General features: G+C 31.9%; 17 protein-coding genes. 8 read left to right on the top strand and 9 right to left on the bottom strand.

Features of this window, described 5'->3' with window-relative positions:
- Positions 1 to 32 precede the first annotated feature (32 nt).
- The 4 genes from DG435_RS07275 to DG435_RS07260 all read left to right on the top strand — a co-directional run bounded on the left by DG435_RS07275 (position 33) and on the right by DG435_RS07260 (position 3370).
- Positions 33 to 629, top strand: a complete 597-nt coding sequence (locus DG435_RS07275; RefSeq protein WP_106792654.1) for an RNA polymerase sigma factor — start codon at positions 33 to 35, stop codon at positions 627 to 629.
- Positions 626 to 1069: a hypothetical protein gene (locus tag DG435_RS07270; RefSeq protein ID WP_106792655.1), complete on the top strand. Its 444-nt coding sequence runs from the start codon at positions 626 to 628 to the stop codon at positions 1067 to 1069. The genes DG435_RS07275 and DG435_RS07270 overlap by 4 nt, the downstream gene beginning before the upstream one ends.
- Before the next feature lie 68 nt (positions 1070 to 1137).
- Positions 1138 to 1512 (top strand): hypothetical protein, encoded by a 375-nt coding sequence (locus tag DG435_RS07265; protein WP_106792656.1) that lies wholly within the window; start codon positions 1138 to 1140, stop codon positions 1510 to 1512.
- 109 nt (positions 1513 to 1621) lie between these two features.
- Positions 1622 to 3370, top strand: coding sequence for a serine hydrolase (locus DG435_RS07260; protein WP_106792657.1), 1749 nt, complete (start codon positions 1622 to 1624; stop codon positions 3368 to 3370).
- 116 nt (positions 3371 to 3486) lie between these two features.
- Here the strand turns inward: DG435_RS07260 and DG435_RS07255 are convergent, their stop codons facing one another.
- From DG435_RS07255 to DG435_RS07245, 3 genes are read right to left on the bottom strand one after another with little or no spacing between them, the layout of a single operon-like run.
- The gene (locus DG435_RS07255; RefSeq protein ID WP_106792658.1) at positions 3487 to 4629 is read right to left on the bottom strand and encodes a peptidylprolyl isomerase; all 1143 of its coding nucleotides are present in this window, start codon (positions 4627 to 4629) and stop codon (positions 3487 to 3489) included.
- 12 nt (positions 4630 to 4641) lie between these two features.
- Positions 4642 to 5193: a gliding motility-associated peptidyl-prolyl isomerase GldI gene (gldI, locus tag DG435_RS07250; RefSeq protein ID WP_106792659.1), complete on the bottom strand. Its 552-nt coding sequence runs from the start codon at positions 5191 to 5193 to the stop codon at positions 4642 to 4644.
- Positions 5190 to 6206, bottom strand: a complete 1017-nt coding sequence (locus DG435_RS07245; RefSeq protein ID WP_106792660.1) for a bifunctional oligoribonuclease/PAP phosphatase NrnA — start codon at positions 6204 to 6206, stop codon at positions 5190 to 5192. Before DG435_RS07245 ends, gldI begins: the two co-directional genes overlap by 4 nt.
- Positions 6207 to 6285: 79 nt before the next feature.
- On the opposite strand from DG435_RS07245, the gene DG435_RS07240 reads away from it, so the two are divergent.
- Positions 6286 to 7314 (top strand): alkaline phosphatase D family protein, encoded by a 1029-nt coding sequence (locus DG435_RS07240; RefSeq protein ID WP_106792661.1) that lies wholly within the window; start codon positions 6286 to 6288, stop codon positions 7312 to 7314.
- A gap of 232 nt (positions 7315 to 7546) precedes the next feature.
- Positions 7547 to 7966 carry a nucleoside-diphosphate kinase gene (locus DG435_RS07235; RefSeq protein ID WP_024768690.1) on the top strand — a complete coding sequence of 140 codons (420 nt, stop codon included), beginning with the start codon at positions 7547 to 7549 and terminating at the stop codon, positions 7964 to 7966.
- Positions 7967 to 8034: 68 nt separating this feature from the next.
- On the opposite strand, the gene DG435_RS07230 is transcribed toward DG435_RS07235, so the two are convergent.
- The 4 genes from DG435_RS07230 to DG435_RS07215 all read right to left on the bottom strand — a co-directional run bounded on the left by DG435_RS07230 (position 8035) and on the right by DG435_RS07215 (position 13308).
- Positions 8035 to 9144 (bottom strand): C1 family peptidase, encoded by a 1110-nt coding sequence (locus tag DG435_RS07230; RefSeq protein ID WP_106792723.1) that lies wholly within the window; start codon positions 9142 to 9144, stop codon positions 8035 to 8037.
- 83 nt (positions 9145 to 9227) lie between these two features.
- Entirely contained in the window at positions 9228 to 11780 is a 2553-nt protein-coding gene (locus tag DG435_RS07225; protein ID WP_106792662.1) for a TonB-dependent siderophore receptor, read from the bottom strand.
- A 4-nt stretch (positions 11781 to 11784) separates the two neighbouring features.
- Positions 11785 to 12699, bottom strand: coding sequence for a FecR family protein (locus DG435_RS07220; RefSeq protein ID WP_106792663.1), 915 nt, complete (start codon positions 12697 to 12699; stop codon positions 11785 to 11787).
- 87 nt (positions 12700 to 12786) lie between these two features.
- On the bottom strand, positions 12787 to 13308 hold the full coding sequence (locus DG435_RS07215) for an RNA polymerase sigma factor (RefSeq protein ID WP_106792664.1): 522 nt from the start codon (positions 13306 to 13308) through the stop codon (positions 12787 to 12789).
- Between the two features lie 167 nt (positions 13309 to 13475).
- On the opposite strand from DG435_RS07215, the gene DG435_RS07210 reads away from it, so the two are divergent.
- A complete protein-coding gene (locus DG435_RS07210) occupies positions 13476 to 14636 on the top strand; it encodes a hypothetical protein (RefSeq protein ID WP_106792665.1) in 1161 nt (386 codons plus the stop codon).
- Between the two features lie 554 nt (positions 14637 to 15190).
- On the opposite strand, the gene DG435_RS07205 is transcribed toward DG435_RS07210, so the two are convergent.
- Together DG435_RS07205 and DG435_RS07200 are read right to left on the bottom strand one after the other, a co-directional pair.
- The gene (locus DG435_RS07205) at positions 15191 to 16645 is read right to left on the bottom strand and encodes a SusD/RagB family nutrient-binding outer membrane lipoprotein (RefSeq protein ID WP_106792666.1); all 1455 of its coding nucleotides are present in this window, start codon (positions 16643 to 16645) and stop codon (positions 15191 to 15193) included.
- A 10-nt stretch (positions 16646 to 16655) separates the two neighbouring features.
- Complete coding sequence (locus DG435_RS07200) at positions 16656 to 19883, bottom strand: SusC/RagA family TonB-linked outer membrane protein (protein ID WP_106792667.1); 3228 nt, start codon at positions 19881 to 19883, stop codon at positions 16656 to 16658.
- Positions 19884 to 20283: 400 nt separating this feature from the next.
- Here DG435_RS07200 and DG435_RS07195 point away from each other — a divergent pair, with 400 nt between their 5' ends.
- On the top strand, positions 20284 to 21456 hold the full coding sequence (locus DG435_RS07195; RefSeq protein WP_106792668.1) for a hypothetical protein: 1173 nt from the start codon (positions 20284 to 20286) through the stop codon (positions 21454 to 21456).
- Positions 21457 to 21489: the final 33 nt, after the last annotated feature.

Below are 21489 nucleotides of genomic sequence, written 5' to 3'. Positions count from 1 at the left end.
ACATAGACTGTCTAATCTTGATATTGGGCTATATGGAACAAAAAAGAGCAATAGATAGAGTTTTGATTAAGAGGGTATTAGATGGTGATTCTATAGCATTTGAAACCATTATTTCCAACACTAAAGGTTTAGTTATCCAGATCATTTATAAGATGGTCAAAAACCCAGAAGACAGAAAGGACCTGGCACAAGAAGTATATTTGAAAGTTTATGATAAGTTAGAAAGTTTTAAATTTAACGCTAAGTTATCTACCTGGATCGCAACCATAACATATAACACTTGCCTAAACTATCTGAAAAAGAAAAAAATACCAATTCTGGATATAGATAAAAACGAGGAAAAAGAACTTTGGGAAAAAATAAGTGTTAATACATTTTGTTACTCTGATAATCAGACAGAATCATACGTTTTTAAGAAAGAACGTTCCCAAATACTCACCTTAGCAATAGAGAAACTATCTCCTTTATACAAAACCCTGATTACACTTTATCATAATGAAGAATTAAGTTATGCAGAAATTACAGAAATTACTGATTTACCAAAAGGAACGGTAAAGAATTATTTGTATAGAGCTAGAAAAAAACTAAAAGAGAACCTATTACTTAACTATAAAAAAGAAGAACTATGAAGATGCAACATCTGTATGATAAAGATATTCAGAAATATACTTTTGACAAATCAAATTGTAGTAGTGATAATATTGAACATATTAATTCATGCGAAGTATGTAAAAAGGTTTCAGAAAGTTATTTGCTATTATCTAGAGAACTTAAATCTCAACCAGAACCTGAGCTAGAATTTAATTTAACAGAATTGGTCTTAGATCGGTTAGCTTTCTCTAAAAAAGAGCCAATCTATAATTATATGCTCTGTCTTATAATTATAATGAGTCTGGGAGCTGCTTTTTTTACCATTTATATTTTTAGAGACGTATTCAGTAATGTATTTAGTACCAATATTACGATCTCAAACTATTTTATCCTTAGTATAGCGATCCTGATTTCGTTGTTTCTTGGCCTGGATATGTATAGATCATACTATAAAAAAATAAATATGTTGAAGTATTAATAAAAGGATTGCAACATTTAGTGGGACTAGTTGTCTAATCCCATATAAACATAAAAAAGATATAGGCTATGAACTCAATATTTATTACTCCAGCACAATATATAGATTCAGATTTTATAAAAATGGGTGTTTTTATTTTTATCATTGTTTTGGTAATGCTCTTTGTGTTGTTAATTATAAGAAAAATATTGGAGCATAAGCTGAAAAATAAAATCCTGGATAAAGGAATATCTGAAAGTATTGTCTCTTCTATTCTACAAAGAAAATCAGATGATCATCATATCAATATTAAATGGTTTGCCATTTTGATGAGTGTAGGGATTGGATTATTTATTGTCAACTATACACTGCCTTTAGGGATACATTCTTTTGCTATAATGGCTATCTGTATTTCGGTAAGCTTTTTACTCTATTTCTGGTATTTGAAACGGCTTGGTAAGTAATACTTCTTAGAAATTAAAATCAAAAACACGGCAATTTTATACATGGCTCTCCAGAAGAGCCCGGAAAAATACGTCTTAATATTAACTACAGAAAAAAAATAAAATAATCATGAAAAGAGCATTTTTAACCTTAATTAGTCTCATTATATTATCAGGATGGACTACTTCATGTGCACAAAAAGATGAATATATCATTAGAAAAATAGATAATTACTTAAATAGAAGTGTCTCAAATGGATTTTCAGGAAGTGTTTTGGTAGCTAAACAAGGAAGAATTATTCTTAATAAAGGGTATGGTTTAGCAAATAGAGAAGATGATATTTTGTATTCACCGAATACAGTTGCTACAATAGGATCTACAACGAAACAATTTACAGCTACTGCTATATTAAAACTGGTCGAGTTTAATAAAATAAAGGTAACCGATCCTCTGAGCATGTTTTTCATTGATCTGCCAAATGATAAAAAAAACATTACGATTCATCAGTTATTAACCCATACATCAGGACTAATTGATGTAATCGGTGAGGGAGATTTTGATTATATACCCAGAACGCAATTTTTTAAGACTTTGTTTGAAACAGAATTAATTCAGAAACCGGGATTAAAATACAGATATTCTAATGCAGGCTATAGTATACTAGCACGAATTATCGAATTGATTTCTGGACAGGAGTATGAGAGTTTTTTAAATGAATATTTGTTCAAGCCTGCAGGTATGAAACAAACAGGATATTTTATCCCTGACTGGGATAAAAAGATGATTGCAAGTGGTTATATGAATAATGTTGTACCTGTAGGAACGATGATTGAACGATTTCATAAAGCGGGAGATAAAGTATCATGGACTCTAAAAGGAAATGGAGGAATTCATTCTACACCCGAAGATATGTATAAATGGTATTTGGCCCTAAAATCTAATAAGATCTTATCAAAACCACTAACAAAAATATTGACTACACCATATACTCCAGAGCAGGAAAGCAGATCTAGTCATTATGCTTATGGATGGGCAATTTTTAATTCAGATAGAAACACAAAAATTATAAGTCATAACGGAGGAAATCGTATATTTTTCCATGATTTTATATGGCTTCCCAAAGAAGATGTGATAATTATATTTTTTACAAATGCGACCAGTAGAGAAGTAGAACTTGCATGGCCTATAGAAAAAATGATTTTTAATACAGATTATCAACCAAAACCAATTAAAAAAAATATTAACTTTTTTGTATTTGATTTTATAAAGAAAAATAAAATAAATCAGTCAAATGTGTTAACTGCAATGATCAAAAAAGAATATAGCTCTGATTTGAGAAATGGAGATACTCTTAATGATATAGGATATATGATGTTAAGGCAAGAGGAAAATCCTGATTGGGCAATAGAGTTATTTAGGTTCAATGTTCAGTTATTTCCAGATAATGGTAATCTTTGGGATTCTCTGGGTGATGGATATAAGAAAAAAGGAGATAAAGAAAAAGCAATTAAAGCATATCAAAAAGCATATGAACTTGATCCTTCACTTACTGCATCAATTAAATCATTAGCAGAGCTTGGTATTAAGGTTGAAGTAAAAACAAAAAAAGAAGCTGTTGTTGATAATTCTATCCTAAAAAGTTATGTAGGAAAATATGAACTTAAACCAGGGTTTGTACTAACTGTAACTTATGAAAACGATAAATTAATTGTTCAACCCACTGGTCGGAGTTCTATGCCAATGTTTGCAGTATCGAATGAAGAGTTCTTTCTAGAAAAAATGAATACTAATATTCGGTTCAATAAAAATGATGATGGTAAAGTAGAAAGTTTGACTCTTATTGAGAATGGAGAAGAAATACAAGCAAAACGGTTGTGAAAATCTTTTAACCTCTACAGGATGAGAATTGTGGGAGGATATTATACAAAACAGAAAACATCCCGAATTAATCGGGATGTTTTTATTTTTTGACTATTGTGATAATACAATAGAAATTATTTTTTTTCTTCTGCCTGGCCTGGTATACTAGCCAATTCTATCTCGAAAATTAGATCGGTATTTGGTGGAATTCCTCGATTACCTCTTTCTCCATAAGCAAGATGAGAAGGAATAAAAATTATAGCTTTAGAACCTACATTTTTTAATTGTAATATACCTTCTTTAAAACCAGCAATCATTTTTGCTTCAGCAGAATATGGCATTTGTGCAGGGGCATATCCTCTTGGGTCATCAGCTCTACGCTGATTAAAAACTCCTAGTTCTTTTGCTTTTTCGGCAATATTAGTATCAAAGACTCTTCCATCTGTGAAATACCCTGCATAATTTATACCTACAGTTTCTCCCGGTTTGGGTTGTGGTCCATCTCCCTGATTTGTATGTATAATTTCAAGACCACTTTCTAATTTTGTTGCTGTACCTTTCTGTTCATTAAACTTTGCAGCAATAGCTTCATTACGCTCTTTTGCTAATCGTTCTTTTTCAGCCTTTTCTTCTTCAACAGCTTTTATCTTGTCTGTAAACGCAGTTTCCGTATTAAAAGCTTTAGCATCGGAACCTTTACGAATGATATTAACTTCCATCATTTTTATCTCTGCTTCTGGTTTGTCTCCAGGAACCGTTTTTGTAACACCAATACTATCAATAATGTCTTGTCCTAAAACGATTTCTCCAAAAACAGTATGTTTTCCATTTAACCAAGGAGTTTCTTTTAGCGTAATAAAAAACTGACTACCGTTGGTATTTGGGCCAGAATTAGCCATTGATAAGATTCCTTTTGATTTATGAGAAAGTGAATCCACAATCTCATCCGGAAATTTATATCCTGGATCTCCTGTTCCAGTTCCAAGAGGATCTCCAGTTTGGATCATAAAATCTTTGATTACTCTGTGAAATATAATTCCGTTATAATATTTTTTTCCTTTATAAGTACTGTCAACCATAGTATTGGTACCTTCTGCCAGAGAAACAAAGTTGGCGACTGTCATAGGTGTAAGGTCATAATGTAATTTTGCTACAGCAGTACCTTTGTTTGTAACGATTTCAGCATAGACACCTTCTTGTAAATCTGGATATTTTTCATTACAACTGTTGAATGCTAATGCAATAATAGCTAAGAATAATAAATTTAATTTTTTCATTTTTGTTGGTAATTAATTTTCTGTTGTTGATTCTTTTGTAATTGTGTTAAGTGTTACTTCTGCTATTAACGGAATATTTGTGCCAATCTTATTATCATCACCATAATATCCATATGCTTGATAAGAAGGAAACAGAAATGTTACCATTTCACCTTGTTTCATAAGCTTTAATCCTTCTCTAAGACCTAAAAAAAGTTCTTCTTTATCAATACGGTATGTAATTGTATTTAATTCTTGTTGCGAATAAATTACAGTGCCGCCTAAATCTTTTACATTATAATCGAAAGTAACGATATCTCCAAATTGTGGTGTGGTGGTAGATATGGTATCTTTTTTAGTGTAGAAATACCAGAATCCTGTTTCTGAGGTTATATAATTATTGGTAGAGTCTTCATTAATAATTTTTTGAATTCTAGCCTCTTCTCTTGCTGCAAGTTCTTTATTGCGATTAATAGATTCACTAATAAAAGAACCAGATTTAATACTTATTGGTCTTCGGGCTTCAGGTGTTTTACAAGAAGAAAATAAAAAAAGAAGACAGAGCGTGTGAAGGGCTAATCTCATTGATTCAGGACTTTTTTATAAGTTGGTAAGATACTAATAAATTTTTCAACGGTATTAGATAATGATAGATTACTTCTCCCACCAGCTGCATTATTATGACCTCCCCCTTCAAAATGATTTCTTGAGAATTCGTTTACCGAAAAATCACCCTTAGAGCGTAAAGAGATTTTGATAATTTCTTCTCCTTTGTTTTCAATAAAAATAGCAGCAAATTTGATTCCTTTTATAGAAAGCCCAAAATTAACAAAACCTTCAGTATCTCCTTTTTTGAAACCATGTTGATCCAATTCTTTTTGAGATAAAGTAATGTATGCTGTTTTGTATTCTGGTAGTACTTTTAGATTATTTAAGGCAATACCTTTTAATTGAATTTTGGATAGTGTATTAGTATCATAAATACTTTCATGGATTCTAGTATTATCGGCTCCTCGATCGATTAGATCTGCTATTACTTTATGAGTAGTGCTTGTTGTAGATCTATATCTAAAAGATCCAGTATCTGTCATTATTCCAACATAAATGCAGGTTGCGGCCTCTGGAGTGATTTTATCCAAATCATTCAGTTTTTCTATGAAATGATATATCATCTGGCAGGTAGAGCTCATACCAGGATCACTATAAGTTACTTCTGCGTAATCATCGGGTTGTTGGTGATGATCAATCATAATAAAGGTAGCTTTCGCTTTTGCCAAAACATTCTCCATATCACCACTTCTAGAAAAGTGATTAAAATCTAAAGTGAAAATAAGATCCGCTTTTTCAATTTTGGATAAGGCAGTTTTTATATCACTATCATACTTAAGAATAGTATCTTCACCAGGCATCCATTTTAAAAAAAGGGGATAGTCATTTGGTGTAATAACCGTAACATCATGTCCAAAAGAAATGAGATAGTGATATAAAGCCAAACTAGAACCTATAGCATCACCATCAGGATTTTTATGAGTTACAATTACAATATTTTTTGAAGAAGAAAGAAGTCTTCTTACCTTGTTTGTTTCATTAGTATTCATAGGTCAGCGAAGATACAATAAATAATATTTTAGTAATATTAGAACAATTAATTTTGTTGAGTCATTAAATTTAAGAGTCATGAGATATATTGATAGTTTTCTAGTTATGTTTTTTTGTGTAATTCAATTCACTTTTTCACAAGATAAAACTGCATCATCTTCAGATTTTGTTATAGGATTCGGAAGTTGCAATAAGCAGAACAGCCCTCAGCCTTTTTGGAATGAAATCTTAAAAAATACTCCTAATCTATTTATTTGGGGAGGAGATAATATCTATGCAGATTCTGATGATATGTCCAAAATAGAAAGTGATTATACGATACAAAATAGTAATCCCGATTATCAAAAATTAAAGAAAGTAGTTCCTGTAATGGCTACCTGGGATGATCATGATTATGGTAAAAATGATGCAGGAGTAGAGTGGAATAAAAAAGAAGAAAGCCAGCAGTTATTTCTAGATTTTTTAGAAGTAGGAAAGGATGATCCTCTAAGAGTTCAGGATGGGATTTATACATCAAGAGTTTTTGAAATTGAAAAAGGAAGCATAAAAGTGATCGTTTTGGATACTCGATATTTTAGATCTGCTTTAAGAAAGAGTACAGAAGAAGGAAGACGGTATGAACCATATGAAAATAATGAAGGTACTGTATTAGGAGAAGCGCAATGGAAATGGTTTGAAAAAGAGCTGGCATCCAATTATTCTGATTTTGTTCTTATTGTGAGTAGTATTCAATTTTTGTCATCAGAACATGGTTTTGAAACTTGGGGGAATTTTCCTCACGAAGTAAAACGATTAAATGATATGCTAATAAATAATGGAGTAAGAAATGCTATAATACTTAGTGGAGATCGCCATATTTCTGAGTTTTCTATGAATAAGGTAAAGGGACTTAAGTATCCATTAATTGATTTTACATCTAGTGGTTTAACACATTCATATGCCGAATATAAAGGAGAATCTAATAAGTACAGAATCGGCCGGGTAATCTCGACTCCAAGTTTTGGAGTGCTAAAATTTGATCTTGATTCTTATACCGTAACTATGCAGATTCGAGGTAAAAATAATATTGTATTACAAGAGTATAAACGACAATACCCTAAAAAATAGATTTGGAGATCTAGTTATTGAACGTGCTTTTCTTTAACTATAAAAAGAAGAATAAATCTATTCGGATGTAAATAATTGATTCTTAATAATACTCATTTCATATAATAATTCTTGTTTTTGATGCTTTTATATATATTTTTGCACAAAAATTTTAAAAATCGGGTTTTATATACCTAAGTAATAATTTGAAATACTTCTGATTATAAGAGGTATTAGATAACAAAAACATACAATGGCAACAAACAGAACTTTTACAATGCTTAAACCGGATGCGGTAAGAAAAGGATACATTGGAGGAATTATTGAGCAAATTACTGCTTCAGGATTTAGAATTGTAGCGATGAAATTAACTCAGCTTACTACAGATGATGCTGCAGCATTTTATGCAGTTCATAAAGAGCGTCCTTTTTACGGAGAATTAGTAGAGTATATGACAAGTGGTCCAATTGTAGCGGCTATTTTAGAAAAGGAAAATGCTGTAGAAGATTTCAGAACCTTAATAGGAGCAACAAATCCTGAAGAAGCTGCAGAAGGAACTATTCGTAAAAAGTATGCTACTTCTATTAGTGAAAACGCTGTTCACGGTAGTGATAGTGATGAAAATGCTGCTATTGAAGGAGCTTTTCATTTTTCTGGAAGAGAGCAGTTCTAAAAAGATATATTTCTTATTACAAAAAAGCTGTCTATATATAGACAGCTTTTTTGTGTTTTATAAATTGATTATACCTTTTCTTTTATTTTTTTAGGAATACCATCTTTATGAAGTAAAATCCCTACGGTTTTCATTCTAAAATACGCTTCAGACATATAAAGATACCCATGTTGAGCTCCTTTAATTCCCCATGAATTTTTGATCTTATAATACGTCTTTCCTTTTTTATCCACGCCTTTGCCCACTAAATGCATTAAGTGATCATCTGTTGTATTGTACTTTTCGAATTCTTTTTGTCGAGATTCGGGAGTAACTTTTTCTTCTTTGATATATTCTTTAAATGCATCCTTGCGTTCTTTTTTATGGGTAAGAATTGCTAAGCCGCTTTTTTGAGAAAATCCTACTTCACTTACATCTCCATCCCAGGCTACAGTATATCCTTCTTTTAACGCATGATCAACTACCTGTTGTAACTCATCAAGTGGGATATTATGATATATACCATTAGAAAAATTATCTGGTATTTCGAGAATAAAATCACTATTCATTGGATGATGAGTGAAAGAAGTTAGTGTAATATAGTTATTTGCATCTATCCCAAGTTCTTTGGCAAACTCCATAGGAGTATAGGTTTTATTATTGTAATTAAAGGTGTCTGGTCTTTCTCCAAGATAGATGTCTAACATAGCTTCATAACTTTTCCACCAGTTTTTTGAAAGAATTTTGTGTTTCACTGCGTTATCAACCATATTGGTTAATAATTTAATGAGTTCACTGTGATCGTGACGGTCTGCAATACTTCCAGCAAAACCTGTATAAATTTCATTAGGAATAATCCCGTGTTTACGAATAGATTTTATAACATCATGTGCAAGTGCTCCTTCACTAAATTGGGCTTTACCTTGTCTTAATATATAATTTCTGGCTTTATCGGTGTATGTATTTCTAACTTGAAATACTTCTGATAAATCATGAACTCCATGTCCTAGACGAGCAATTTCTGATTCGATATATGAGGTGGTAGAAAAACTCCAGCAGGTACCTGTTTTTCCTTGACTAATAACAGGATTACATTTAAGAGATATTTCATCTGTTATACTATAATCGGGATGTGTTTCTTGCGCATATCCTATAGATAAAAATAGAAACATGCAATTAATAAAAAAGAGTTTTTTCATTTTAGTTATATGATTTGTAGGCAATGAAGGTACAAGAAAATAGATAAATAAGAAAAACTCAACTAAAAAAATAGAGTAGTTATTTACCAAAAAATTCTAAAGCTAATATTAGGAGTAATCCCCAGTGATAATATATCAGAATTGATCAACTGGTTATTAAGAGAATTTGTTGTTCTAAACTCTCGATTTAGTAAATTCTTTTTATTGTATAAATTTAGAACAGAAAGCCCAATTCTGTATTTAATACTGGGATTGTATCCTATTTTAAAATCATAAATAGCAGAGAAATCTAATCTATGATATTCTGGAAGATTATTACTGTTAATCTCATCAAATTCTAAGATTACGATTTCACCACTTTCATCTACTCCAGATACATTAGTATAGGCTTTACCTGTATGCCAAATCCACCCCAGGGAGAATTGAAAATTATTAATTTTATAAAATTGTGACCATTTTACTGTATGTTCAATATTCCAATTACCAGGAAAAGATTGATTGTTATTAATATCTTCAAATGTATTATGGGTGTTGATATAAGAATAACTAACCCAGGTTTTGTAATTTTTAAATCTTTTTTTTATAAAAAGATCGACGCCAAAAATTCTACTTTCCCCTACATGGTGAACATTGTCTATAGGATTAATAAATCCTGCGGTTAATGTGGTAATATCTTCGATTTGTTTATAATATCCATCGATATCCAGGTACCATTTATTTTTTCTAAAACTGCTTCCTAATGTAAATTGATAGCTACTAATCACGGGAAACTGCTCATTGTTTGCTAATGTCCAGACTTGATTTTCAAGAGATAAGTCGCTCACGACAGATTCTTGTATCTGGCTGGTTGATTGACTTCTGTATTCTAAGCTGGTATTGATTTCCCAATTTTTGGTAATATATTTTTGAGCAAAAATTCGAGGCTCTATAAAAGTTTTATCAAGCTCTGCATAAAAATTGAAACGTAATCCGGCAGAAACATAAAAGTTTTTTGGAGTATCGAATGTGTATTCTGCATATGCTGCATGTGTATTTAAAAAACGATCATCTTCATCCAGAATTAATTCATAACTAGGGGTAGCAGTAACAAAGGCATATCTAATCGTATTGTTAGATAATTGATAACCTCCAGAAATGTTTTGATATTTTGATAGTTTATAATTTAACCCAAGTTCTGCACCATAATCTCCAACAGTATTTTTTTTACTTTCGATTTCGGTTATTGTTCCTAGGTTTCGGGTAATAAACTGATAATTTAAAAGATATTTGGTGTAATACCCACTTACTTTGGTATTAAAAGTTTTACTGTATGTGTGGCTCCACTTAAAATTATATCCTTCATTTTCTGTAGTGAGGTCATCATTAAAGGATTCGATAGCGTCACTTCTTCTAAAATCTAAGTCATTTTTACTATAAATCGTATTAATTTCAATTTTGTCACTATCTGAAGGCTGTAGAATTAAATTCGCATTATAATCTATATAGAAAAAATCATTATTTTCATTATTAAGGGCAACGGTCTCGGCAATTTTAGTATTCTGAAAAACACGATCAGAGAGTTGTTTATAGGTAAATGTTTCTAAAACATCGGTATATGATCTTCTTCCTGATACCTGAAGTGATATTTTATCTCGTATGATAGGAATATGCGCTACTATATCTGCATTTATCATATTAAATCCGGCTCCACCAGAAAAACGTTCTGCAATTTGGTTTTCGGATTTAATATCTACAACTCCTGCAATTCTATCCCCGTACTTGGCACTGACTCCACTTTTAGAAAAATTTACCTCTTTAGCTACATATGGGTTAAACGCAGATAGCATACCAAATAAATGTCCCTGATGGTAGGTTTTTATACCATTCCATAGTACTAGATTTTGATTAGGAGAACTTCCTCTTACAAATAACCCAGAAGCAGTCTCAAAAGGATTGTTAACACCAGGAGTGAGTTGTATAGTTTGTAAAATATCTGGCTCTGTACGCCCAGGAAGAATTTCTACATTATTTAAATCAATATGAATAACTTCTTTGTTTTGGGTAATTCCTTTAGCCAAATATTCCTGAATAAAAACTTCATCCAGGATTTCTTCATGTGCATTGGTAAGGTATATTTTAATGCACTCATTAGTTAAAAACGATTTAGAATTCAGAACTCTTTGACGAAATCCCGGTGCACTAATTAAAATAACCGAGTTGTATGGAACTTGATTACTTTCAAAATACCCCTTGTTGTCTGTGGTTACATTAGTACGATTAGCTTTAAAAAAAACTCCTATATCCTTAAGAGGCTTTTGCTCTTCGTCTAGAATATATCCACAAACAGAAATAGTATCTCTTTTGTTTAAAACACTAATGGTAACAAAGTTTTTTCCAGTGATTTTAAATTGTAATTTCGTTTGTTGTTGTAATTTTTTAATTAAATCTTGTAGAGAGAGTTGAGGGCTTAGGGTTATAGAAATATTTTTATCCTTTATAAAAGTATCGATATAAGAAAACTTAAGGCTATAAAATTCCTCGATTATAGGAATTATTTCTGGTAGTGGTCTATTATTAATAGTAATGACTTTTGCTTCTTCTTGAGAAGAAACAGATATGCTACATAAAAAAAGACATACACATAAAAGTCTTATCATTCTATTACTTTTCTAATACCACGGTCTTGCCATCTTTCGATAGGCTATACTTCATGCCTAAGGTACTAAAAACTGTTCTAAGAGCAACTTCCTTATTATTATTAGGGAAAGTTCCTGTGTATATAGTTTCGAGATTTATCTCTGTTGTTTTAATTTTTAAATCATATTGTTCTTCAAGTTCATTAAATACATATTTGATAGGTATGCTTCTAAACGAACTTGTATTGCTAAGCCAGGATGGTTCCCGAGTGTCGAAAGTCCAACTTTCTGGAACAGTATTTTCTAGATTTCTATATCCTTTTCCCGCTGTTAGAATTTCTTTATTTTCCTTATTGGCAACACTAACTTTACCTTCAAAACAAGTAACTTCGAAAAAAGTATTTTGAGACTGCACATTAAATTGGGTTCCTAGTACAGAAACCTCGCCGTTTTTGGTAGTAACTGTGAATTTACTTCCTCTTTTTACTTTAAAAAATGCCTCCCCTTCTAATGTTACCATTCTATTTTCTTTCCAATTCTCTTTGTCAAAACTTGCAATAGATTTAGCATTTAAGATCATTTCTGATCCATCTGGTAATATTACAGATAATTGTTCTCCAAAATTAGTGTTGAAAGATTCATTGGGGCTAAATAAAAAGATTCCCAGAATAATTGCAATCGAAGCTGCAACTGCAATATAGGGCCATAATCGTATAACCGAATTAGAATTTTCTTTTGCTGTATAGTCTGATTTAGATTTTAAAGTAGATAGCTCTTTTTCTACATCATAATCTTTTAGGTCCAAAGCATCAGCACCAGCCATTATTTTTACATAATACTCATATTCAGGATGAGACTTAAACTCACGAAGTTCCTCCTCAGAAAGCTCTCCGCTAATCCATCTGGATAAGAATATATCGTCTTTTTTATCGTCTAACATAACTTCGGCATATAATATGTGAACGTTTTATTTTTAAATTACCCTACCTCTTTTTATTAAAAAGTTTTCTAGGTCAATAGGTTTACTTTAAATATTTCCTATTTTTCCTCTTAATGTTAATAATGCTTTATGCATCAATTTTTCTATTGCTTTTACAGAAACATTCGATAGCTCTGCAATTTCTTTATATGTTTTTTTATCTATTCGACTCAGCAGGAACACTTCTCTTTGGCGTTCTGGTAAATCCGCAATTGCGCTTTTTAATTTTTCCATATACTCTTTTTCAAGAGCAATAAATTCTGGTGATTCGTGATTGATATCTGTTTTACGTTGTGTAATATAGTCTCTGTATTTAAACCTCACTTTTTGATGTCGTGTAACGCTAATTCCAAGATTGGTAGCAATAGTATAAATGTAGCTTTTGGCTTTATCTATCGACACTTTAGAGCAATTGCTCCAGAGTTTAATAAATGCATCCTGAACAATATCTTCTGCTTGTTCCAGATCTCCAAATTTGTAATATATATAATTCCTCAAAAGTTTGGAATTACTTTTGAAAAACTCGTCAAAGACTTGCTCGTTACATGTAGAATTATTGTTGTCAGACATTTAGGGGAATAAAAATATATTTTCAAATCTAGATTTTTTTTTCAAGCTATCAAAGAATAAAAAATGAAAGTAGGGGGGGTAGGGTAATTTTTTTTTAAATCGTTTCATTTTAAGAGAGGTTTAAAAAGCTTCTGAAGAAAATTTAGTAACCCCTAAAATTATTTACGATGAAAAAACTTGGTATTTGGTATACGTTGATGCTTACGCTTCTATTAGGATTTGCCTCTTGTGAAACAGAAGATTTTAATAATGATCCAGAGGTTAAGATTGTTATAGATAACAAAGATGGAAGTGCGGTTTATAGTTTTGAAGCTAAGACAAGCGGGATTAACAATGATGCACAGACGATTTGGTCTGTAGATGGAAATGATATAGAAGGAGAAGACGAAGAAAATATTATTAATCAGATTTTGGATTATTTGTTTGAGCCCGGTAAACATACAATTTGTGTAAGAATAATAACCGAGGAGAGAACAATAGAAGCCTGTGCTGATATAGAGGTAGAGGTAGACGAAAATAACCCTTGTCCTGATTTGTTTTTTAGAAGTAAACATTATCAAGGGCGATCTACTTATAAGTTTTTTGCAGACTTTAGAGGGATTCAAGAGGTATCTTATGGATGGTATATTAATGATAGATTGGTAGAAGATTCTGCACCTGACGAGGATAATTATTTGATTTGGGATTTTAAAGAACCAGGTAGATATGAAGTATGTATCAAAACAGAAACACCAAATTGCCCAGAAGGAGTCTCTTATTGTAAAGTTATAGAGGTTGAAGAATCAGATTTGGTTTGTCCAGAAGTTTCTTTTACAAAAGAAATAGAACCAGGAACTGTGGGCACCTATACTTTTGAAGCAAAAATAGAAGGTACAGATGAAGTAAGTCAAATATTGTGGTATGTTGATGGGAAAGATGTTGAATCACCAAAAAATGATCCACAGGTAGGAAATAGAACTCTTGTATATCAATTTGATTCTGGAGCTCATGAAGTATGCTTAAAAGTGATTACGCCTGATTGCCCAGAAGGAGTGAAATATTGTAAAGAGATAAGAGTAGGAGATTGCCCAGATCTGTTCTTTGAACCAGAACGAGATGGAGATAAAGCTGCATATCATTTTTATCCTCGCGCATTTGAAGGAATAGATGATGTTACTCTAGAATGGTTCGTTAACGGAAAATATGTGGGCAAATCACCAGAATTCCCTCATAACAATCCATTTTATTATGAATTTGATGGACCAGGAAGATATGAAGTATGCTTAATGATTGAAACACCAAGTTGTCCAGATGGTATCTCATATTGTAAGATTGTAGAATTTGAGTAATACTACTGATTTTCTATTCACTTATAGATTATAAAGAACATAAAAGTTAGTTAGGTTAGATTAATTAGGTTGATTCCCTGGAAGCGAGGCCATGCTTTCGGGGAATCTTTATTTATAAGGTTATGATGTAATATTATTTATAGTTAGTGAAAAATTAAATCATAGAATTTAATATGATGAAGATCGAAAGAAAAAAGCCGTCAAATAGAGTGTCTTTTGTAATGACTAGGTGGTCCTACCTAGAATGAAATTGAAAATTTCGAAATGACAGAAGGAAAATTGTAGAGATTTTCCCAATCCTTCTCCTACAACCCTTGAAGGATATGCGAGATAAATGATTTGTTTTTACATGTTTTTTTTATCCAGAAAACACTCCTTTAGATTTGTGTTTAAATGTTTAATAGAAACCTCTTTGATAGAAAGGTAGAAGATTTCAGGATATAAAACGAAGGAATATTATTTAAAAAACTAAGCATAATATTGGTATAAAAAATAGGGATGAGATTTTCTATCTCACCCCTATAAACTATATTAATATTTTAATGGAATATTGGTTAATTCAAATCCCAAAAAAGTTTTGTTTCTGCAAGATCACCACCTATTGTTGCAGAGGCAGCTTGCCAGTTCGTACCATTTAAGGTTTGTTCTATAATAGGATACGTATATCTATTAGGGAAACCAGAAACGGGTTCAGCTGGAGTAGCTAATATTGGGAAATCTAAAAGTCTGATTGAAGTCCAGCCTTCTAACCCTCTATTAAATAAGGCTATCCATTTTTGATTACCAATTACTTCTTTCCAAGGAGTAGTTGCAGTACTTGCTGCCAAAGCAGTATCATAGTCCACAGTTGCTTGAGCAAGATATGTTACTGCATCTGCATTTGATCCTCCCCAGCTTTCTATAGATTCAACTACAGCAATATCATAATGACTTTTTGCTGTACCACCAACTGCAAAAGTTCTAGCAGCAGCTTCGGCTAATAGAAATTCAACTTCAGCATAGTCAAAAATTACACCTGGAGTTGTTGCCGCTTCTACCTGAGCAGACACGTGAGAATGTGAAGAATAGTTTGATGTAGCTCCAATACCTCCTCCAACATAAGTGCCAGTTCCTGGTACTTCTAAGAAATATAGAGGTCTTCTGGGATCATTTAATGTATTCATCATATCTACGATCGTAACCGCCGCAACAAAATCATGCCTTCCACTCAAAACTAAATTATCATGAATAGGATTTGTGTTTGGTGACGCTGCTAAGTACGTAAAATTGGCATTATCAGCTCTACTGGTAAATACACCACTTGTAACTGCTGCTTCTACGGTAGTTCTTGCAAATGCATTATCTACATCAGATAATAAGATACCCATTCTAAGTTTTAAAGAAGCAGCAAACTTTTTCCATAGCGATGCATCACCACCATAAATATTATCTGCAGCTCCAAAACTTCCTTTGCTTGTATCTAATGCATCAATAGCAACCGTAAGTCTACCAATCAATGCTTTGTATACAGTTTCACCATCATCATATGCAGGTAATAAGTTATTAATATCTAGAGCTTCTGTATAAGGAACATTTCCAAAAGTTTCTATTAATATGCTATAAGTATAGACAGTTAAGATTTCTATTACCTGAAGCTTATTCGCTTTAACTTCAATATCCGAAGGAAGTGAATATTCTGTGTCTTCTATAATCTTAGCAGCTTCATCCAGGTCTTTTAAGACATCTTTATAAAGAATACTCCAATGTGTAGCAGGAATAGTTCTACTAGTTTGATCATAGTTGCTTTCATCTGTATAGGTTGTTTCTTGTAGATATTGAGCAAAAAGTTTAGTATTGTTATTATTTACATTTAGATCTACTATTTGATCAACCAGATTTTTCTGTGCACCTGTAAATAAGGTTTCTCCAGGAACAGAAGATGGATCTTTAATATTTTCGTTCAGACTCTCGAGATTATCCGAACAAGAGGCTATAATTACCGCGGTAATTAGGATTAATATTTTTTTCATCTTAATTTTTTTAGAATTGTAATTTTAAGTTAAAACCAAAATCTCTGGTTGTTGGTAATGACCCAGTAGAGTACCCTTGTAGGTTACCAGAACTTAAACCTCCTTCAGGATCTTCATGAGGAGTGTTTTTGTCAATAATCCAAAGGTTTGATCCAATTATACTTATAGATACATCATTTAAGAAAGTGTAGTCAATTAATTTTTTAGGAAAAGTATATGTTAAAGAGACTTCACGTAATTTTACATAACTAGCATCATATACAAAAGCAGCATCAGGTAAACCTCTACGATATCCTTGAGCACCAAATCGATCTGCTCTGATTCGCGTAGTATTTGTAGATCCATCAGGATTTACACCTGGGTTGATAAAACCTCCGCCATCGGCTAAAGTATTTCTTACAGGGTTCCCTAAATCATTGATAAAAGCTGTTTCTGCATATAAACCAGTTGCCAGACCATAATACTGATCCAAAGCAAATATGCTACCTCCTTTTTGGATATCAATTAAAAAGCTAAAAGAAAGGTTTTTATAATTAACTTTATTAGAAATACCCATCAACCATTCTGGGTTAGTGTCTCCTATTACATTATTGGATGCAGTAGTTTTTATATGTTGTCCATTAGAAGGGTCTATAACTCTTTGCCCATTTATATAAGTGTAATCTGTACCATAAATAACACCATATGGCTGACCCACAGTAGCGTTTATTGTAACACCTCCTTGAAAGTCACCTAATTGAAGATTTTCTATACCATCTTCTAAAGAGACTACTTTGTTTTTATTTTTTGACCAGTTTACATTTACCTTCCAGGACAGATCGTCTGTTTTTATTGGGGTTCCAGATACAGATACTTCTATACCTTTATTTTCAATTTCTCCTGCATTAAGAATTTTAGAAGTATAACCAGTTCCTCTACTAACAGGTACTCCAAAAATTTGATCAATAGAGTTGTTTACGTAATATGCAACATCAAATCCAAATCTATTTTGTAAAAGTTTCATTTCTAAACCAATCTCAGTACTTGTTGTTCTTTCAGGTTTTAGATTAGGATTCTTTTTTACGTTTCCTACAGAAGTACTTGCGCTTCCTATAGGAGTATTCACATTATAACTATCATATAAAAAATCAAAAGGAGCACTATTACCTACTTCTGCATAATTGGCTCTTAATTTACCAAATGAAATAATATCTGTCTCCAAAAGGCTAGAAAAAACAAAACTACCAGCAATAGATGGGTAGTAGAAAGTACTATTACCTTTTGGTAAAGTTGAAGAATGATCTCTTCTTATGGTACCATCTAAAAACAACATGTTTTTATATCCAAGAGATACACTGGCATACACACCATCAACTCCAATTTTTTCATCTCTTTCTACAGGTAATGGAAGTGGTCCTTTACTGTTTTGTAATGAATATAATCTAGGAACACTTAGCCCACCACTGGTAGATGCATAAATAGATTGAAAGTGATTTCTTCTAATATTAGTTCCTAAAATTCCTTTAATATTAAATTCATCACTTAAGTTTTTATCAAAATTGAACATCAAATCATAGTTGGTTTCTGTATTTCGAATATCCCTTCTTCCATATCCAGAATCTACATTACCTCTACTAACTCCAAAACGAGTAGGAACACTACCGTTAGCTCTTCTTTCTTCCTGTAATTCAGAATATGTATCTGTAGCGACTCTACCTGTAATATTAAACCAATCAGTTATTACATAATTTAAAGAAACGTTTCCTAAAAAACGATTTCTTGAATCAGATTGATAATTCTCATAACGTTTCCAATATGGATTATCCCAATAAATTGGCGTAGAACCGGCATCTGCAGAAGCAGGGTTCCAAGTTACGTTTCTTCTTGTTGCAAAATAGATATCTTCTTGTTGCCTTATATCAACATTGGTTTGCCACCATTGTTTAAAATTAGATACAATATTATCATTATATCCTGTAGAGTTACGACCTAAACCATCTGTTTTGATATAATTAGCATATCCAGTTGCAGTTAATTTATCGCTAAGTTTAAAACTTCCACTCATAGAAAAGTTATGCTTCTTGATAGAACTGTTTGGCATCAAACCAGTTTGATCAAACATCGTGTAATTTAATCTAAAAGAACCCTGATCATACCCTTTGTCTAATGATAACGAATTTGTAATTGTTATCGGAGTCTCAAAAAATGAAATAGGACCATTCTCAGCGTTTACCCATGGAGTGGCTGTTCTGTAGTTAGGTGATGCAGGATCAAAAGAATCCCATTGGTAGATTAATAAATTTGGATCAAAAGCAGATCCATAAGAAGCATCATCATCATATTTAACTGTTTCATCATCTGCTGTACCATCTCCTAAAATATCTTCCTGATAAAAACCAGGGCTATACCCAGCACCATATTGTGTTTGGTATTTTGCAAATGTACTTTTATCTATAGTTCCAAATGTCATTCCAGAATTAACTGTAATTCCCATACCTTTGGATTTACCACCTTTTTTAGTAGTAATCATAATGACACCATTTGCAGCTCTTGAGCCATAAAGAGCAGATGCAGCAGCACCTTTTAGAACGTTTATAGATTCTATATCCTCAGGATTAATATCTGATGCAGCATTACCATAATCATAATACCCTCCTTGAGCTTGCCCCTGACCAGCAGAATTACTATTTGTATTATTGATAGGAACTCCATCAATAACAAATAAAGCCTGGTTACTTCCTGTTAAAGAAGCGTTACCTCTAATAACAACATTGGTAGACCCACCTATATTGTTATTTTTTCTAATTTGAATACCAGAAGCTTTTCCAGAAAGTGCGTTTACAAAATTTGCAGTTTTCACTTTGGTTAAATCTTCTCCATCAACTTCTTGTGTAGAATATCCTAAAGATTTCTTATCTCTAGAAATACCGAGAGCCGTAACTACTATTTCTTCTAATTGAGAAGCTGTAACTTCTAATTGTACATTAATAGTTTTTTGGGCACCTACAATAACCTCCTGATCTGCAAAACCAAGATAACTGAAAAGAAGAGTACTTCCTTCAGAAGCTTGTAACGAATACATTCCGTCAAAATCTGTTTGAGCTCCACTGTTGCTTCCCTTTACTATAATATTTACACCAGGTAATGGCATGCCGCCATCGTCTGTGACCTTACCTGTAATAGGGGTTTCTTGCGCAACAGAAAATTGCGTCACTAATACCGTTAGAAGTATTAGCATGTTTTTTGTTAATAATTTCATTATTGCATGTTAATTTTTGTTAGTAAGCAAGGTTATTAAGAATATTTAGAGGAGAATAGTGATAGTAATTTTTTAACAAAAGATTAACCTCAAATTTGTAAGGGTAATTATTTGAAACGACTAATTAATATTTTTATCTATTTGTGAAGAAATTTTAGATCGTTTTAAACTCTATAACTTTTAGAACGATGAATATCGAATATTGTGATTTAAGACCCAATGTTTTTTTATAATAATACAGGTAAATTAAAATTTATCGAGTTGTTTTGTTGTTCTTAATTATTTAGATAGCCTTTTGATTCTAATTTTATTTTATATACATTCATCCATGTTAAATAGAGAAATGGGGTAGGGTAAATGAATTTGGAAACGTTATAAATATATCTAGAATAGTTTCATATTGAATAAATTAAGTACATATTGTAAAGGTTTTATACTAGCATTGGTAATGTTTGCATATTCTTGTGTAAATGATGACTCTTTTTTTCCTGATAGTATAGATGCTAAGATTACATCAACTACAACAATCGTATCTATCCTTAATGATATAAAAACCAGAAATTCGGTAATAAATGAAGAAGAGTTGTGTTTTACTTTTAAATATCCATTAATATTTGGTTATAATACTGATTCGACCATACGAGTTGATGATTATCAAGGATTACTTGGTGTAATTTCTGGACAAAGTGCAAATTTTAATATAACCGGGTTGCAATTTCCTATTCAGGTAATGTTTAAAGGTGCTGATGGTCCACTTCTTGTAGAAAATGAAGATTCTTTGATTAATGTACTTAGAGAATGTCAGATAAAAACATTCAGAGATGTTTTTGATCATTTATATAGACAATGTTTTAAGTTTGAATATCCTATTTCGCTAAGTGATAAAGAAAATAAAGAAGTTAATATTGATAGTGAGGAAAATTTTAGTCGTTTTCTTACGGATCAGGGAGCTATTTATCAGCCGAATTTTAAATTTCCAATATCAATACTAGTTACTCCAGACCTTAAGCCGACCCAAATATCGACATATTATGAGTTTTATGAAATCATAAATAATTGTGTTGGCTGTCCTGCAATACGATTTGAAATCGAACCTTTACAAGATAATGAGTATAGATTCATTCCGGATATTGAGGTTATCGAAGGATATCAACTATTTTTTAAAATCAATGGGGAGATAATTGCTGATCAGGTTGTTGATGGAAACCCATTTACAAGACAATTTACTCCGGGAACATATGAAACTTGTATAAAAGTGATTACCACTAACTGCCTTAGCGGAACGATTGCTTGTAAAGAAATTGTGGTAGAACCTATTTGCCCAGATATTACATTTACTAATGAACGAATTACAGGCACAAATACATATAAATTTAACCCCTCTGTTACAGGAGTGAGTAATGATGTTACTATAGGCTGGTATGTGAATGAAGTTTTTATTGAAAATTCATTGTTAAGCGTTGGAGTAGTAGAGTTTGATTTGGATCAAGGCACAAATAATGTGTGTGCAAAAGTAATGACTCCAAATTGCTCTGATGGCATACAGTTTTGTGACGAGATAATAGTTCCCTAACCACTCTGTACATTGTTAATGACAAAGCGTTAA

The organism is Aquimarina sp. Aq78 (assembly GCF_900299525.1).
Taxonomy (GTDB): domain Bacteria; phylum Bacteroidota; class Bacteroidia; order Flavobacteriales; family Flavobacteriaceae; genus Aquimarina.
Note: the sequence above shows the minus strand (reverse complement) of the source record. Positions and strands in the feature narration are given on the sequence as shown.